Annotated in this window: 2 protein-coding genes; one reads left to right on the forward strand and one right to left on the reverse strand. The window is 68.5% G+C overall.

The genetic code is table 11. The features are described 5' to 3' along the window. Positions 1-713: hydroxymethylbilane synthase (gene hemC, locus G3N93_RS38195; RefSeq protein WP_206135351.1), on the reverse strand; the 713-nt coding region annotated here is incomplete at its 3' end. Positions 714-920: 207 nt separating this feature from the next. Here hemC and G3N93_RS38200 point away from each other — a divergent pair. Continuing rightward, positions 921-2,166 (forward strand): phosphoenolpyruvate carboxylase (locus tag G3N93_RS38200; RefSeq protein ID WP_206135352.1); only part of this gene is annotated, 1,246 nt, incomplete at its 3' end.

Consider the following 2,166-nt stretch of genomic DNA (forward strand, 5'->3'; position numbering starts at 1 on the left):
TCGGTCGGCGAATCGTGCAGCGGTGCGAGCCACGCAGCGACGTCGCTGCGGTGCGATGCGATCTCGATGCCGAGCGCGCCCTGGCCCGCGGCGGGCGGGCTCGCCTCGACGTCGAGCAGCGCGCGGATCCGCGCTTCGAGACCGAGGCGCTTCAGGCCGGCGGCCGCGAGGATGATCGCCGCGTAATCGCCGCGATCGAGTTTCGACAGGCGGGTATCGAGGTTGCCGCGCAGCGGCAGCACTTCCAGGTGCGGGTAGCGCGAGCGCAGCATCGCCTCGCGGCGCAGGCTCGACGTGCCGACCACGGCGCCGGCCGGCAGCGCGTCGAGCGACGCGTAGTCGTTCGACACGAATGCATCGCGCGGGTCTTCGCGCTCCATGATCGCGGCGAGCGAGAAGCCGTCGGGCAGCGCCATCGGCACGTCCTTCAGCGAATGCACGGCGAGATCGGCGCGGCCATCGGCCAGCGCGGCCTCCAGTTCCTTCACGAACAGGCCCTTGCCGCCGACCTTCGACAGCGTGCGATCGAGAATCTGGTCGCCGCGCGTCGTCATCCCGAGGATGTTCACGTCACAAGCTGGATATAATTTGCGCAGCGCATCACGAACATGTTCGGCTTGCCACATCGCCAGGCGGCTTTCGCGCGAAGCAATCGTCAACGTCGCGGGCGGCTGTGCCTGTTGCGGCCCGGCCGCAGGGGTCTCGGAATTCATTGCTGGAACATCGAAGGACGGGATTGAAGATCGAACAATGGTAGCACGCACGCCCCTGCCCGCCCGGGCCTGGAGCCTGCGCCCGGCCTGCCGCCACGCGGGTCGCGGCGCCGATGTGCGGATGTGCCGCACGTAGCTGGTTGCTTGACCGCAGTTTCGCAGTTTCCGCAGTTCCTTTTGACTCGAGCTTTCCCAAGGAAACCCATCGTGAAGTCTTCCGGATCGGCGCGTACGGCGCGCCGCAATGCTGCCCTGTCCTCCTCCGACGCCTCGACGGACACCGTCGCCACCGCCGCGAACGGCCGTGCGAAAACGGCAACGAAACCGAAAGACCCGATACGTCAGACAAAACGCGCGACGAAAGCTGCCGGCCCGGCTGCCCGCACCGCGGCCCGCACGGCCGCCGCGCCGAAGTCCGGCACGCGCACGCGCGAAGACAAGGACGGCCCGCTGTTCGACGACATCCGCTTCCTCGGCCGCCTGCTCGGCGACGTCGTGCGCGAGCAGGAAGGCGACACCGTGTTCGACGTCGTCGAGACGATCCGCCAGACCGCGGTCAAGTTCCGTCGCGAGGACGACAGCGAAGCCGCGCAGACGCTCGAGAAGAAGCTGCGCAAGCTGACGCCGGAGCAGACGGTGAGCGTCGTGCGTGCGTTCAGCTATTTCTCGCACCTCGCGAACATCGCGGAAGACCGCCACCACAACCGCCGCCGCCGCATCCACGCGCTGGCCGGCTCCGCGTCGCAGCCCGGCACGGTCGCGTACGCGCTCGAACAACTGAAGACGACCGGCAACGCGTCGAAGCGCCTGCTGCAACGCTTCTTCGACGATGCGCTGATCGTGCCGGTGCTGACCGCTCACCCGACCGAAGTGCAGCGCAAGAGCATCCTCGACGCACAGCACGACATCGCGCGCCTGCTCGCCGAACGCGACCAGGAACTCACCGGCCGTGAGCGCCAGTACAACGAATCGATGCTGCGCGCCCGCGTCACCACGCTGTGGCAGACGCGCATGCTGCGCGACGCGCGCCTGACCGTCGGCGACGAAATCGAGAACGCGCTGTCGTACTACCGCGCGACGTTCCTCGACGAACTGCCCGCGCTGTACGGCGACATCGAGGCCGCGCTCGCCGAGCACGGCCTGTCGGCGCGCGTACCGGCGTTCTTCCAGATGGGCAGCTGGATCGGCGGCGACCGCGACGGCAACCCGAACGTGACCGCGCCGACGCTCGAAGAAGCGATCAACCGCCAGGCCGCGGTGATCCTCGAGCACTATCTGGAACAGGTGCACAAGCTCGGCGCCGAGCTGTCGGTATCGAACCTGCTCGTCGGCGCGAACGACGCCGTGAAGGCGCTCGCGGCAGCTTCCCCCGACCAGTCGCCGCACCGCGTCGACGAGCCGTATCGCCGTGCGCTGATCGGCATCTACACGCGCCTCGCCGCAAGCGCGCGGC

The sequence above is a fragment of the Burkholderia sp. Se-20378 genome (assembly GCF_017104665.1).
Taxonomy (GTDB): Bacteria; Pseudomonadota; Gammaproteobacteria; order Burkholderiales; family Burkholderiaceae; genus Burkholderia; species Burkholderia lata.